This is a genomic window from Marinobacter sp. UBA3604, assembly GCF_002375325.1.
Classification (GTDB): Bacteria; Pseudomonadota; Gammaproteobacteria; order Pseudomonadales; family Oleiphilaceae; genus Marinobacter; species Marinobacter salarius.
The window spans coordinates 1-13,768 of sequence record NZ_DFMB01000058.1 but is presented as its reverse complement, the minus strand read 5'-3'; the positions used below and the strand labels follow the sequence as shown (position 1 = coordinate 13,768).

The following is a 13,768-nucleotide window of genomic DNA, read 5'->3' as shown; positions in this document are numbered from 1 at the left end:
AATCGAGGTGGATACAGACAATCAGGATGTTGCTTGATCAAGTAGAAGACGACAAGCTTTGACGATAGCTCTCGGTGGACTGGAACGTCGGCGTAAAGGCCGCAGATGCCGATTGCAGCACGGCGATCAGTACATACACCTCCCAGACCTCAGTCACAAAAGGCAAGGCAAGTGCAACGGCAGCTCGCACCAGATCCAGAGAAACCAGCATCACACGACGAGGTATGTTCTCCGCCAGTGCTGCAGCAATGGGGGCAATGAAGACATAGGCGACCATTTTGATTGCCATGGCTGTGCCAACCACCTGCCCCGCCTTATCACCAGCAAGATCAAAGGCCAGAAGGCTCAGGGCAACCGTTGCCAACCCCGTTCCCAGCAGGGCAACGACCTGGGCTAAAAACAGATGCCGGTAGGTGCGATTTTTCAGAATCTCAAGCATGGTTCTCCTGACTAAAGACCCGCAACCGGGCGGTTAGCGGGCCTTTGCTCCATCTCCAGCTTTACATTTTGCCGGAGTGGTTAGCTCCAACGGGGTTGCCGTACTCATCCACAAAGACATACAGGTTCGCTTTGTCTTCGCTGGCAGAGTCAGGATTAGCAAACTGGACGACCCATAGTTTACCCGCCGAGGTAGACCGCTGCTCGGCCTTGCCTCTGGAGGCTTCCGCCCAGCTAGAAGCAATCTGTTCTGAATTGACGAGTTGCTGCTTGACGGCGGCTGCTCGCTCGGTCACCTGTTCTTTCGAAACAGGCTCCGAAGCACCATGGCTATGGCCAGCCCCGGCAAATGCGTAGCCGGAAACCGACAAAACAATGACCGCTGCAAATACGTGAATCATTTTTTTCATGAGATAACTCCTAAGGATCAATAATTGAATTACTTCTTGCTAATGCCGCTGTAAAACCCGCTGGTATCAAGAACCACAGTGACAGCTCTTTCTCCGCGATTTTCCCAGTACCATCCATGCGTACCGTCAAACGGTGCCTCAAATGCTCCGCTCGCAGACGGCTGGTCGCGCCCCTGCCAGTAGCTGGTGAAATTGTCGCCGTCATTGAACCGTTCACCGTGCATATCGAAGTTCACCGAACCTCCCTCCGTGGTCCAGTTAAAAACCATTCGATCTCCCTCGGCCATTGTGGCTTTGACTTCCAGACCCTCGTTTGGTCCCAAAGTTACGGTCGTGGAATCAGAACTCAAACCTTCTGGCGTTTTCCAGACCGGACCAGCCGGCAATGCCAGCAGGTTACCCGACGAGGCCGATTCCGACTCAGGCTGCGTGGACTCAGCGGCGTTGGCCTGACTGAGTACAGTCAACCCCATGGTCTGGCCGAGTCCCGTGGGATCGATGCCATATTCGGCTGGGAGGATGGTTGTGACCAGAACCACGCCGCCGATAACAGCAGCCACTCCGGTCGCCTTGAACAAGCTTTTTGAGGAAGGAAGTCCCTCACGATTCATATTGGAAATGTCTTGCATGGTCTAACTCCTCAGGAAACGGTGTACAGGCCGGTCAACTGATAACCCATCAGCATAAAACCGGCGCTCATCAACAGAACGTTGGCTGCAAGTGCCTGCCGGGGAAAAACATCCGTCCGGCGCCAGAAATTCATCGCGATCAGAATGATGCCCAGAGCCATCAACTGGCCAATCTCAACTCCGACATTAAACGCCAGAATGTTCGCCACCAGGCCATCCTCTGAAAGCGTGAAATCCTGAAGCTTCGTGGCCAGGCCGAACCCATGGAAAAATCCGAAAATCAGGACGGCGGCCTTGGTATTGGGCTGAAATCCGAACCAGCGGCGAAACGCACCAAGGTTATCCAGAGCCTTGTAGACCACGGAAAAGCCGATGATGGCATCCACCATATAGGCATTGACGTTGGTCTCACTGAGCACGCCGTAAAGAAGCGTGACACTGTGTCCAACCGCAAAAAGCGTGACGTAGATACCCACGTCTTTCATGCGGTAAAGAAAGAAGATGACACCTGCCAGGAACAGGAGGTGGTCATAGCCGGTGACCATGTGTTTGGCCCCCAGATAGATAAAGGGCAGCAATTGTGCCCCGCTGGCCTGCTCTATGAACGTGGCATCGCCTGCTTCAACACCATGGGCAAATAGCAGAGGAGAAAACATCAGGCCTACGAGCGCTGCCCCTAAAAGGTACAGCCAGCGCACGCAAACGCCCACGCCTGTTCGGCGCGGAAACGGCATATGATTCATTCGGTGATCTCCGAAATATCGACAGAAATTTAGATAAAGACGCTGACGCGTCAGTTCTTAATGACGTTTTCAGGCTTTCGGAGGCCGATAAAGTGCGGATGTCTGCTCCGGCAGAGGAGACGGCGTTCTTTGAAGCACAGGCTTGTCCTGCCTGTGGAAAAGCGGCACTGCATCCAGCTTCAGGGGCACGTGCTTTTCGACTGCGCCAATCGCATGGAGTAGCAGGTGGTCCTGGTCCGTCATTTCAACTGTCGAAACATGGAGATGATCGAGAGAGGACGGATGGATATGCCCATGGTTCTGGACAAATTCTGCAAGAGATAGACTCTGTGATGCATCGTGAACGTTCTGATCTGAAGCCCAGGCAAGACGAAAAAGCATCATGAGTGACAGCATGGTCACCACAAAAATACGTCTGCCGGTGGAAAATTGGGCCTGGTTAATGAACACTTCGTATCTCGTTAGCGTCGATCTTTGGACAGGAAGACTATCCAAGTACGATCTGCTTTGCAAAGGTGCGCATTTAAAGCGCCTGGTTCCAGGCAGGGGGCAACCTCTAACCATCCACTACTCAATTTCAGGAGCGCGTCTATGCATCACGAACGACTGGACCAATGGCAACACGATCACGTCTTCGGGCAGAACCACAAGCGCTCCGGCGAAACTCGCACGCTCATCGTTGTGGCCTTGACCCTGGCGATGATGGGTTGGGAAATTTTCGCAGGGATCATTTATGGCTCAATGGCGTTGCTTGCCGACGGCCTGCATATGGGATCACACGCCGTAGCTCTTGGCATTGCCGCTTTTGCCTATACGTACGCACGCAAAAACGCAGGTAGCGCACGGTTTTCTTTTGGCACAGGGAAAGTCAACGCCTTGGGAGGCTTTACCGGGGCGATTCTATTGGCTGTCTTTGCCCTCTACATGGTCATCGAAAGTGTTGGGCGCTTTATCCAGCCGGTCGGAATTTCATTTGATGGCGCAATATTTGTGGCCTTTATCGGCCTGGTGGTCAATGGGATTTCCGCCTGGATACTGGGTGAGAAAGGACATGACCATGGCCATGATCACAGCCACGGGCACGACCATCACAGCCATCACAGCCATCACAGCCATCACAGCCATCACAGCCATCACAGCCATCACAGCCACGATGATCATAACCGCAGGGCGGCATATCTTCATGTGCTCGCCGATGCCCTGACGTCGGTATTGGCAATCGTCGCCCTTCTGGCCGGGAAATACGCAGGATGGAACTGGATGGACCCGATGATGGGCATTATCGGTGCCACGCTGGTGACGCGCTGGTCCTGGCTTCTGGTCAAAGACACCTCAAGGGTCCTCCTCGACGAGCAGCATCAGGACATGGAGGAAGCGGTAAAACAGGCAATAGAGGACGGCGATGCCAAAGTCAGTGATCTGCATGTTTGGGCGATTGGGCCAAACATTCATGCGGCCATTGTCTCGGTTGTTTCCCACCAGCCTGAGTCAGCCACCGCTTACAAAAACCGCATTCAGAACCAGTGCCGGTCACTGGTACATGTAACAGTTGAACCGCTAAGGTGTGACTGAATCCGGGGGCTGACTACTGACAGGCGGCGCAGTCATCCTGGCCACTCAAGGTGCCCCTCAACAATAAGTCGCGATGGCCCGCTTTGTGCATCCACCTCCCCTAGACACCAAAACCGTCAACATTTCCCCAGTGACCATAGGAGGGGACCAATGCCATGTCGCTGCTCACATCGCTGATCAAAGCCAGCACCCAGTTCCAGCAAGCCATGGAAAAGAAACAGCCGGCGGGGTCGGGCAATGCGTTGCCAAAGCCCGCTGCACCAGAGGCACCGGTCTCCGCAACCGATGACCGGTTTACCCTGTCCGAGCGGGCGAGTTTCGATACCGGCCGCCCAAAATCCACCAGGTTGCAGATGGCTGAGTACAAGCAAACCGTCGGGCAGGACCTTGCCTATATGCGGGAGACGCTGCGGCATAAACTTGCCGAATACAAACTCAACCCGGCAACCAGTGTGGAAGTCTCGAAGAACGACGAAGGCAAGATCAGCGTTGGTGGTGGAATCCCAGAGGAAAGCCGTAACCGTATCGAACAGGACCTGAACAACAGCAAGCCGTTCCGGGAGGCATTCAGCCGGCTCAGTGCCAGCGAGCCCACCCTGCACTTTGTGGACAACGCGCTCAAGTTGAACAAGGCATACGGCGTGAACAATTCACTGCTGGACACCCTGGTCAGCGACAACCAGCAATTCAACGGCCTGCAGGACCTGGCGCACCGCTACGACAGCCTGCGCAGGACCATCAGTACCGATCAGGCCACCAACTACGCAGACCGCAAAAATTTCGCCCTGAGCCTGAACACCCGGGCCTGACTCCGTTAAATCCGGAAGGGCTCTGGGTCCCCTTTGCCGACGCGAGTCACCTCCGGCGCATCCCCAGTCATATTCACCACGGTGGTCGCCTCCAGGCCGCAAAAGCCACCATCGATGATCAGATCCAGATCGTGTTCCAGAGTTTCCCGGATGTCATAAGGGTCAGTCATCGGGTCCTCGTCACCCGGCAATATCAGCGTACTGCTCATGATGGGTTCGCCCAGTTCCGCCAGCAGCGCCTGCACAATCGCGTTGTCTGGCACCCGCATGCCAATGGTTTTACGCTTGGGGTGTAACAGCCGACGCGGTACTTCACTGGTGGCGTCCAGAATGAATGTATAAGCCCCCGGCGTGAAGTTCTTGAGCAGCCGATACTGGGTGTTGTCGACCTTCGCGAACACACCGATGTCCGAAAGGTCCCGGCACATCAGGGTGAAGTTGTGCTTGTCATCCAGGCGGCGAATGCGCTTTATCCGGTCCGCTGCCTGCTTGTCACCGAGGTGGCAGCCAATGGCGTAGGCGGAATCCGTCGGATACACAATAACGCCTCCCTTGCGGAGAATATCCACAGCCTGGTTGATCAGCCGCTTCTGGGGCGTTTCCGGGTGAATCTGGAAGAACTGGCTCACTGGCCACCTCCGGATGCAAAGGCCGGATCGTTCTTGGAGCCGCCCATGCAATTAGGAGAATCAGGCGCAGCCTGGCCGGACGTCTCCCACTCCTGTGGTGAATACACATGCAGCGCCAGGGCGTGGACGTCACCGGCCATTTCGTCCGCCAGTATTTTGTAGATGGCTTGGTGCCGCTTGACCTTACCCTGCCCCTCGAACTCTGAAGACACCAGAGTCACCTTGAAATGGGTTTCAGAATTCGGCGGCACGCTATGTTTGTGGCTCTCGTTTTCAACCATGAGGTGTTGGCTGTCGAAAGCGCTTGTCAGCTTTTGCTCAATGGCTTGTTGTGTGGACATAAACAGGCCTGCTCCTGATTGAATGTGTTATGGAACAGTCTACTACACCAAACGCTGTGTTACCTTGACAGGATACAGACAAAGCGCCATCTTCCATCCCCACCCGAAAACTGCTTCCGACTTATGCGCCTGTACATTGCTGAAAAACCAAGCCTGGGCCGGGCAATTGCTGCTGCCCTCCCCGCTCCCCATCAGAAGGGGAACGGATGGATTCGTTGCGGCGAAGGAAGCAACGCCAGCACCGTTAGCTGGTGCATCGGCCACCTATTGGAACCGGCGGAACCCGGCCAGTACGACCCGCGCTGGAAAAAATGGCGACAGGAAGATTTGCCTCTGTTTCCCGGGCGCTGGGAGGTGATGCCTAAAGACAGCGTACGCCAGCAGCTCAAGGTATTGGAGTCTCTGGTCCGCAAGGCGGAGACCATTGTCCACGCCGGCGATCCGGACCGGGAAGGCCAACTGCTGGTGGACGAAGTCATCCGCTACACCGGTGCCACCTGTCCGGTGCAGAGAATCCTGATCAACGACCTGACTCCGGCGGCCGTGGCAAAGGCCATCCAGGCTCCCAAGGACAATCGTGAGTTTCGCCGCCTGTCCCATTCCGCCCTCGCCCGCCAGCGGGCGGACTGGCTCTACGGCATTAATCTTACTCGTTTCTATACCCTGTCCTATCAGCAGCAGGGCCAGCAGGGCGTATATTCCGTCGGCCGTGTACAAACCCCGGTGCTGGGATTGGTGGTGGAGCGGGACAACACCATTGAGAACTTCCAGCCGAAACCTTTTTTCCGCGTTCAGGCGACGTGCCACGCGATAGATGAGGAATCGGACCAGCAATCGTTTACGGCACGCTGGCAGCCCTCGGAAGCCTACCGGGAATACCTGGATGAAGAAGACCGTTTGTTGGACAGCGATGTCGCCAGACAGATCGCCGAGGCCGTAGAAGGACGGCCCGGCAAAGTTACGGAATCCCGTTTCCGCGACAGGAACGAAACGCCGCCCCTGCCATTCTCACTCTCAGCCTTGCAGATCGAGGCGGGGCGACTGTTCCGCATGGGCGCGAAAGACGTGCTGGACACCGCCCAGAACCTGTACGAACGCCACCAGTTGATTACCTATCCCCGTTCGGACTGCCGTTATCTGCCGGAAGGTCATTTTGACCAGCGTCAGAGTGTGGTGCAGGCCATTGGCAATGTCGCCGGCGAACTGGCGACAGCCTGCGAGGCAGCGGATCTGAACCGCCGCACCGAAGCCTGGAACGACAAGAAGGTGGATGCCCACCACGCTATCATCCCTACGGCCAGAAAGGCGCCCAATGGACGTCTGAGCGAAGCTGAGAGGAACATTTACGAACTGATCAGCCGGTATTACCTGATGCAGTTCAGCGCCGACGCCATTCACCGGGAAGGCAAATTAACTGTCGGGATTGGCGAACACGCGTTCAGGGCAACGGAAACCGCGGTTCTTCAGCCGGGCTGGAAAACCCTGGAGATTCGCCAGCGGGAAAGCCGACAGGAGGCCGCCAAAGCGCCCCTCCCTCGCCTGGAGAAAGGTGACCCCATACTCTGTGACTCGATGGACATCGCCGAGCGCAAAACCCAGCCACCCCAATACTTCACCGACGCCACACTGCTGTCAGCGATGACCAATATCGCTCGCTTTGTCAGCGATCCAGAACTTCGGAAAACCCTGCGTGAGACCGATGGGCTGGGCACTGAGGCCACGCGGGCGGCGATCATTGATACCCTGTTCCGGCGCGACTATCTATACCGGGACAAGCGCCACATCCGGTCAACGCCGAAGGGAAAGGCGTTGATTGATTCATTGCCGGAATCCGTCAGCAAGCCGGATATGACGGCCATCTGGGAAGCCACCCTGGAAAGTATTCGCCGCGGTGAGGGCAATCCCAAGCAGTTTATTGCAGACCTGAAAGAACAGATACGCGGGTTCATCAATACCCCAGAGCAGGAAGCCAAGACAGCCCCACCAGGCGAGGGGCAGCCGCACTGCCCCAAGTGCCGCGCTCCCATGCGCCAGCGCGAGGGCAAGTTTGGTGCCTTCCATGCCTGCACCCGCTTTCCGGACTGCAAAGGCACACGGCCCATTGAGGACCAGTCGCCGGCGGATGGCACGGGAGAAAAACCCATTCCCTGCCCGCACTGTTTTTCGCCCCTGGTGCGCAGACAAGGCAAAAAAGGCTGGTTCTGGGGCTGCAGTAATTTCCCCGGCTGCCGACAAACACTGGATGACGACAACGGAAAGCCTGCGATCCGTTTACGCAACACTACATAACGACACTGAAGCGAAATTGCGGATTTGTAATAATATGAAGCGGAATTCAATACCCATTCCCCGCCGTCGGCCGGGAAGCCTGAATATGACAAATTTGATGTCGGGAGACGTTTGATGCGAATTGCCCTGCTTGAGGACGAACATGAACAGGCTCAGCACATTCAGTCTGTGTTGTCCGAGCGCGGGCACCACTGCGACAGTTTTCCGTCAGGCCAGGCATTTCTGAGCGCGGTCCTTCACCGCAGCTATGATCTGCTGGTGATGGATTGGCAAATACCCGACATGACCGGGATTGAGGTTCTGGAAAGCGTACGTGCGCAGTTGAACTGGCAGATTCCGGTGGTGTTTCTCACCCAGCGCGACAGCGAGACGGACATCGTACGTGCGCTGGATGCTGGTGCTGACGACTACCTCGCCAAACCCGCTCGCGAGGCAGAACTGGTGGCGCGCATCAATGCATTGGCACGTCGCACCAGCCCCGATACCGAAAAAGAATCGTTGCAGTACGGCCCTTTCGAGATCAATACCCAGCTTCGGACCATTGCGCTTCACGGCAACGTGCTGACGCTGACCGACAAGGATTTTGACCTGACCCTGTTCCTGTTCCAGAACCAGGGCCGGCTACTGACCCGCGAGATGCTGCTTGAGCGGGTATGGGGACTGGCGAAAGACATCAATACCCGTACCGTGGACACGCACATGAGCCGGCTTCGCCGCAGACTGGGCCTTAATCCCGAAAACGGCTTCCGCATCAAGACCATTTACCAGCGCGGCTATCGTCTTGAGGCCATGAAAGCCTCTGGCCCGGATGAGAACGTACCGGTCATGGAACAAGCCTGACATGAGTCAATGCGTCACCCTGCGAACGTTCACCGGTTTGCTGCTCCTAATCAGCTCCCTGGCGGCGTTGCCAGTACAGGCGGAACTTTCGGTCACCCGGGGCTCCCAGGCGGCCACTGCTACCCCTGAATCCAATGCGACGCCGGAGTGGATCTATACGGTACGACCCGGTGAACATTTTGCGGAGATCGCTGACGCATTGTTGTCCAAGGATATTCCCGCCATTCGCCTGCTACAGCATAACGGCATCGATAACCCCGCCAAGGTGGGCAGTGGAGACAACCTGAGAATTCCCCTTGCCTGGCTTCAGCGCCAACCCAACCCTGCGCGGGTCAACTCGGTGACCGGGTCGGTGCAACTGATTTCCGGTAGTGACGGCACCAAACGCCCCCTGACCAGCGATTCCCTGATTCGGGTGGGTGATGAAATCCGGTCACAGGCTGGCACGGCAACCATCGAACTTGCTGACGGCTCTGTAGTGCGGATATCACCGCATTCCCGCCTCGCCTTCAATCGCCTGACGCAGTATGGGAAGTCCGGCATGGTGGACACCCGCCTGCGCCTCAATCAGGGCGAAATTGAAACCCAGGTGAAACCCGTGATCGAGGGCGGTTCACGTTTTGAGATCGAAACGCCCTCCGCGGTGGCGGCAGTCAGGGGCACCATGTTTACCCTCAGGACTGCGCCCGGCATGACCGATCTACGGGTTACCGAGGGCGAGGTATCGTTTGGCCCGCCGGGGCAAACACGCCGGATTCCAGCTGGTTATAGCGCCAGCGTTTCAACCGCAGGTGTGGGCAGAATGAGCATCCGTCGCCTGCCCCCAGCCCCGGAGATTAACCCCCTGCCGCAGCAGTTGAAGCAACTTCCTGCACAGTTGAGCTGGACGCCCAACGGAGCCAACAGCCATCGCGTGGATATCTTTGATGCCGAGTCCGGCCGCTGGATTAACAGCAGCGAAGTCAGCGACAATGATTTCGATATTAACCTGCTGGACAATGGCCGCTACGAGATTCACCTTGCCGCCATCGACAATCGTGGCATGGCAGGCATGCCCGGCGTCATGTCTTTCGAAGTCGACCTACAGGCCCGGACTGCCGCACTGGAACAACCGGAACCAGGCGCGACCGTTAACGACGACATGCCCGAGTTCCGATGGCAATTGCGCGGCGAAAACGAAGTCGCCCGGGTGGAAATTGCGGAGGACAAAGACTTTGGAAACACGATTGCCACCAGCGAGTGGGCGCCTGATGAAAGCGCACTGCCTTCTCGACCACTGACACCGGGACAATACTACTGGCGGGTGGTCACCGAGGCCGGCGGCAATTCTGTGGCCACGAGTGAGGCACGCTCGCTGGTCGTGAACGGGACCCTGCCACCGGTTCGCATCATCAGTGTCAACTACGTCGATAGCCAGGTAAGGGTATTCTGGCAGAGGGTGGATACTGCAACCGATTATCGCCTGCAGCTGTCTGAAGAACCGGGATTTAACAACATCATCAAAGAGGCTACGCTGTCGGATACCACTGCGGCCTTGCGCCTCATTCCCGGAAGACGGTATTTTGTTCGCCTGAAAGCCCTCTCTGACGGTCCGCTCGAAAGCCGGTGGGGACCAGGGAGGGAATTGTTTCTGGAATAACCCACAATTTCCTGATACCCGACAGCAGGCCCCATGACCCGGAACTGGTTTCCCATTAAAACAACACCTTGGACGCTGGGCCTGCCACTACTGACATTTTTGCTACTGTTCCAGACGACCTCTGCTCCGGAGCGCCTGGACTTCTGGCTTTACGACACCCTTATCACCGCAACACCCGCAGAACCGGCCGATGACGTCGTTGTTATCGCCATTGACGAACTGAGCATGGATCGCCTGGGGCGCTGGCCCTGGCCACGGACAACCCATGCACAGCTCATTGAGAAACTCCATCAGGCCGGCGCCAAAACGATTGTCTTCGACATCCTGTTCCCCGAACCATCGCCGGCAGACCAAGCAATGGCCAACGCCATGCAGAAACACGGCAACGTCATCCTGCCGCTTCATCTGTCACCGCCCTCCCGGCACTACCTGATCAGCGAACAACTTCCCGCCCCTGCGTTGGCGTCCGCAGCTGCAACGCTTGGGCACGCCCACGTGGAGCTTGACGAAGACGGCTTGGCGCGAGGACTTTATCTGTTCAATGGCCTGGGCGATCAGCTATGGCCCAGCCTGGCACTGGCGGCCTCTGATACACCGTCACCGGGCCCGGAAATATCCAGTGTGCCGCCCTACACAAACGTCAGACAGCACTACCGCGCCATTCCAATGGCTGGTGGTGCCGGGACGCTGCCTTCCCACTCCTATACCAAGGTGCTTGATGGGCAATTCCCAAAGGATGCTTTCAAAGGGCAAACCGTGTTTGTGGGTGCAACCGCACCGGGTTTTGGCGACATCCTGCCCACCCCGTTTTCGGGCCTCAATCAGCCCATGTCCGGCGTTGAGTTCCACGCCAACAGTTATTCCGCATTGGTGAAAGACGAACTGATATCACGGGTATCGAAGCCTATTGCGATTGGTCTCGCCGTTTTTATCATCGCTCTATTGTCGTTCACCCTACCCCGCATGCGACCGGCACGTAGCATTTTGCTCTGTTTGACGAGCCTCGGCTTATTGGCTCTCCTGCATGCGCTACTGTTGGTCGGAGCCAAGCTCTGGCTACCGATCTCCCACGCCATCGTAATTCCCCTGCTGGCGCTGCCCGTATCCAGCGCACTACGGCTGGCCATGACCAACAGCTTCCTCAACCGGCAGCTTGACGAGCTTGCCCGCGGGCCCACCATGACCCTCGAAGAGCCGTCACTGAGGCACCCACCGCAACTGCTCAGCCATTTCCAGGCCCTGCTTCAACCAGAGGGCTGGCTGTTAGCTGAAGGTGATGACGTGATGACGTCTTCTGGTCTGGCCGCCGATGATATCCCGCCACTGGACACCCCGGGCCAATGGCATCACATTGATGGCCAAAGCTGGGTCAGCCTGATACGCAATGGCGTTACCTACAAAATCGGGCTCAAGCTGCCCAACGACCTGAGCCGGGAGGCCATCCAGCGCTACCTCCGCCGTTTGCCGCTGTCCAGCACCCAGGAGCCGGTGCGTAAAACGGGGCCAAGGGAAAACATCTCCGCTCGAATCGAGCGAGTACGCGTGGCGACCGAGCGCATGAGTCAGATGCAGAGGTTTATCAGGCGCAGCTTCGAACGCATGCCGGACGGCATTATCGTAACCGACGAGTTAGGCGTTATCCGCTTTGCCAACGGCCACATTGAAGAATGGTTTCGTGAACCCATGCCAAGCCTTAGCGGCCTGCCCCTGGCCAGACTTCTGGAGGGACATGACCCACGGGACAATCCGCCCTGGCATGAAACCGTCTCGGAAACCCTCACGCTGGCTCAGAGCCGCACAGTGGACCTACGGATTCGCGATATGGATTTCCTGATTCACTTCGCGCCGTTTTCACTGCCTGACAGCGATCAGAACGGCATTATCGCCAACATATCGGATATCTCGGAACTCAGGGAACAACAGCGCCAGCACCGGGAGGCCATCGACTTCATTTCTCACGATGTTCGCTCGCCCCTGGTTTCACAACTTGCACTGATCGAACAGCTCAAGCGGAATCGTGGCCATATCGAGCCGGAACAGCTCGACCAATTGGGTCGGCTAGCGAAGCGCAGTTATCATCTTGCTGAAGAATTCGTGCAGCTTGCCAGGGCCGAACAGTTAACCGAAACCCGCTTTTACGAGTGCGAGTTTTTAGCCATTGTTGAGAACGCCCGCGACAGCGTCAGCGAGCAGGCTGCCGAGAAAGGCATTCAGCTGTTACTTCAGGGAACAGAGGATTTATGGCTGAAAGGAAATGCGGAACTGCTTGAACGTGCCGTGATCAACCTTCTGACCAATGCCGTGCAATACAGCCCATCCGGATCGATCGTCAACATTCAGGTTTTTCAGGCCGGCCACCAGGCGTGCCTGACTGTAAGCGACGAGGGGGAAGGCATTGCTCCGGAAGAAATTCCCTATCTGTTTGATCGCTATCAGCGCCAGAAAAGCAGCGAGCTGTCTGGCAATCATGGCACCGGGCTCGGGCTGTCGTTCGTGAACGTTGTGGTCGAAAAGCATCGCGGTGAAATAACCCTTCGCTCCCGACCCGGGGAAGGGTCGGCCTTTACCCTCAAACTGCCGATTGCGCATCCATTGGGGTAACAGCAAGGCCGAGCATACACTTCATGTCAGAGATCCGTTGTCTGAACTAGATGGTTTTGCTGACCGGCGCCGATGGCGCGCTCATCAGGCCATCAACATCTTCCACCTGAATCGTGAAGTACCAGGTGCCCGCCGACAAGTTCTCAACGTCATAGCTCATCGTTTCCAAGCCTCCGACATTGTCGACTTGAACTTGTTTGTCGAGGTTATTCCTATCCGTTCCGTACCTGATAACGTAGCGCTCCAAATCGTACGGACTTAGATCATCGCCGTTTTCACGATCGGTGGGCGCATTCCAGCTGAGCGACGCCGAGCGGTCAACCACTCCCTCGCCACCACCGCTCGGTGGTGGATTGCCCTCGGAACCACCTGAGCCAACCCCCGTGCTATCACCTGTACCTGCAGTGCTCTCTGAGCTACCAGAAGAACCGCCCCCACAGCCTGTGAGGACCAATCCTAAAAACAACGCGGCAATCCATGCCTGTGACACTTTGATGACGCGTTTCATATGTATTTCACACCAATAAATTGCCGAATTTGTTAAATTGTATAAAACGTGGGCAAGTATCGATGTGAATGGTGTCATTTCCCAAGTTACGATTTTGTCAATTTTTCGACAGATAACCGTAATGAAGCAACTGAGGATACTGATTAACCGGGCAATTTTTTGCCCGAAAGGCGATAAATGGCGGTTATTTTTGGTACGAAAGTATTAGATTTAAGGAAAGCCGACTGGATAGGAGTTGCAAAAGGGTCGAAAAATATGCAGGGCGGAACTAAATCCTGAAGTAGACCGAACAGGCACAAAAAAAGGTTCATCGCGGGTTA

At 56.4% G+C, this 13,768-nt stretch carries 13 protein-coding genes and 1 pseudogene; 6 read left to right on the top strand and 8 right to left on the bottom strand.

The genetic code is table 11. From position 1 onward, the window contains the following. Positions 1 to 73: 73 nt before the first annotated feature. From B2590_RS16670 to B2590_RS16650, 5 genes and pseudogenes are all read right to left on the bottom strand, one after another. A pseudogene (locus B2590_RS16670) lies at positions 74 to 439 on the bottom strand (MFS transporter); the annotation flags it as partial. A gap of 61 nt (positions 440 to 500) precedes the next feature. Then, positions 501 to 848 carry a DUF6488 family protein gene (locus B2590_RS16665; RefSeq protein ID WP_036206192.1) on the bottom strand — a complete coding sequence of 116 codons (348 nt, stop codon included), beginning with the start codon at positions 846 to 848 and terminating at the stop codon, positions 501 to 503. Positions 849 to 877: 29 nt separating this feature from the next. Further along, a complete protein-coding gene (locus tag B2590_RS16660) occupies positions 878 to 1,477 on the bottom strand; it encodes a hypothetical protein (protein WP_286809984.1) in 600 nt (199 codons plus the stop codon). A gap of 11 nt (positions 1,478 to 1,488) precedes the next feature. Further along, positions 1,489 to 2,220: a HupE/UreJ family protein gene (locus tag B2590_RS16655; protein WP_414673533.1), complete on the bottom strand. Its 732-nt coding sequence runs from the start codon at positions 2,218 to 2,220 to the stop codon at positions 1,489 to 1,491. Between the two features lie 69 nt (positions 2,221 to 2,289). Next, entirely contained in the window at positions 2,290 to 2,670 is a 381-nt protein-coding gene (locus B2590_RS16650; protein ID WP_036206183.1) for a hypothetical protein, read from the bottom strand. A 141-nt stretch (positions 2,671 to 2,811) separates the two neighbouring features. Between B2590_RS16650 and dmeF the strand changes: the two genes are divergently transcribed. Both dmeF and B2590_RS16640 read left to right on the top strand, forming a co-directional pair. After that, positions 2,812 to 3,792, top strand: coding sequence for a CDF family Co(II)/Ni(II) efflux transporter DmeF (dmeF, locus tag B2590_RS16645; protein ID WP_091642424.1), 981 nt, complete (start codon positions 2,812 to 2,814; stop codon positions 3,790 to 3,792). A gap of 155 nt (positions 3,793 to 3,947) precedes the next feature. Beyond that, a complete protein-coding gene (locus B2590_RS16640; RefSeq protein ID WP_041335173.1) occupies positions 3,948 to 4,601 on the top strand; it encodes a hypothetical protein in 654 nt (217 codons plus the stop codon). Positions 4,602 to 4,606: 5 nt separating this feature from the next. On the opposite strand, the gene B2590_RS16635 is transcribed toward B2590_RS16640, so the two are convergent. Beyond that, positions 4,607 to 5,230, bottom strand: a complete 624-nt coding sequence (locus B2590_RS16635) for an L-threonylcarbamoyladenylate synthase (RefSeq protein ID WP_036206175.1) — start codon at positions 5,228 to 5,230, stop codon at positions 4,607 to 4,609. Continuing rightward, on the bottom strand, positions 5,227 to 5,571 hold the full coding sequence (locus B2590_RS16630; protein WP_286811610.1) for a BolA family protein: 345 nt from the start codon (positions 5,569 to 5,571) through the stop codon (positions 5,227 to 5,229). Before B2590_RS16630 ends, B2590_RS16635 begins: the two co-directional genes overlap by 4 nt. A gap of 123 nt (positions 5,572 to 5,694) precedes the next feature. On the opposite strand from B2590_RS16630, the gene B2590_RS16625 reads away from it, so the two are divergent. The 4 genes from B2590_RS16625 (at position 5,695) to B2590_RS16610 (ending at position 12,940) form a co-directional block, all read left to right on the top strand. After that, a complete protein-coding gene (locus B2590_RS16625; protein WP_085681316.1) occupies positions 5,695 to 7,860 on the top strand; it encodes a DNA topoisomerase 3 in 2,166 nt (721 codons plus the stop codon). Between the two features lie 114 nt (positions 7,861 to 7,974). Then, a complete protein-coding gene (locus tag B2590_RS16620; protein WP_075194521.1) occupies positions 7,975 to 8,700 on the top strand; it encodes a response regulator transcription factor in 726 nt (241 codons plus the stop codon). A 1-nt stretch (position 8,701) separates the two neighbouring features. Beyond that, on the top strand, positions 8,702 to 10,339 hold the full coding sequence (locus B2590_RS16615) for a FecR family protein (RefSeq protein ID WP_075194520.1): 1,638 nt from the start codon (positions 8,702 to 8,704) through the stop codon (positions 10,337 to 10,339). Positions 10,340 to 10,372: 33 nt separating this feature from the next. Further along, on the top strand, positions 10,373 to 12,940 hold the full coding sequence (locus tag B2590_RS16610) for a CHASE2 domain-containing protein (protein WP_075194519.1): 2,568 nt from the start codon (positions 10,373 to 10,375) through the stop codon (positions 12,938 to 12,940). A 46-nt stretch (positions 12,941 to 12,986) separates the two neighbouring features. Here the strand turns inward: B2590_RS16610 and B2590_RS16605 are convergent, their stop codons facing one another. Continuing rightward, positions 12,987 to 13,448 carry a fibronectin type III domain-containing protein gene (locus tag B2590_RS16605; RefSeq protein WP_227517763.1) on the bottom strand — a complete coding sequence of 154 codons (462 nt, stop codon included), beginning with the start codon at positions 13,446 to 13,448 and terminating at the stop codon, positions 12,987 to 12,989. Between the last annotated feature and the right edge of the window lie 320 nt (positions 13,449 to 13,768).